Raw genomic sequence first — 439 nt, forward strand, 5'->3', positions numbered from 1 at the left:
GGAAGGTGTGGCCCCAAAGGCTAATGCGATCATAGACCCGAGGCGACCATGCATCCTCATCCTCTATCCTGATCCCTGTATAGCCGAGTTCGAAGAGAAAGTTCGACGGGCTTTGCGCATAGAATGACATTTCCATTTCCGGATGCTGACCCAGCGTTATTCCCATCCTGATGCCCGCCGCCTGGAGGCGCTCGTACGAAGTGCCAACGTCGGCAATGCGGTTCGCTGTGACTTCAACATGATGCAGCTTGCTTGTGCCGCCGATCGGTCCCTCAACATAAGCCACCGAGTGATGCCGGGGCCCCGTGCGCATGAAAGCCACGCTCAGAACGCTGCCGTCGGGCAGTTGTTGATGGACGTGATCGGAGAGGCGTGCGCCGATCATGGTGCAGAGGAACTTCTCAGAGGCGGCGTAGTCGCCGGTCATGATGGCAACATG

1 protein-coding gene is annotated in these 439 nt (G+C 58.1%); it reads right to left on the reverse strand.

Going from position 1 to position 439, the window contains the following annotated elements:
* The coding region (locus QMG56_RS23290) for a VOC family protein (RefSeq protein ID WP_309298607.1) at positions 1-427 on the reverse strand (427 nt) is incomplete at its 3' end.
* Between the last annotated feature and the right edge of the window lie 12 nt (positions 428-439).

The organism is Sphingobium sp. BS19, from assembly GCF_027925545.1.
In the GTDB taxonomy this organism is placed as follows: Bacteria; Pseudomonadota; Alphaproteobacteria; order Sphingomonadales; family Sphingomonadaceae; genus Sphingobium.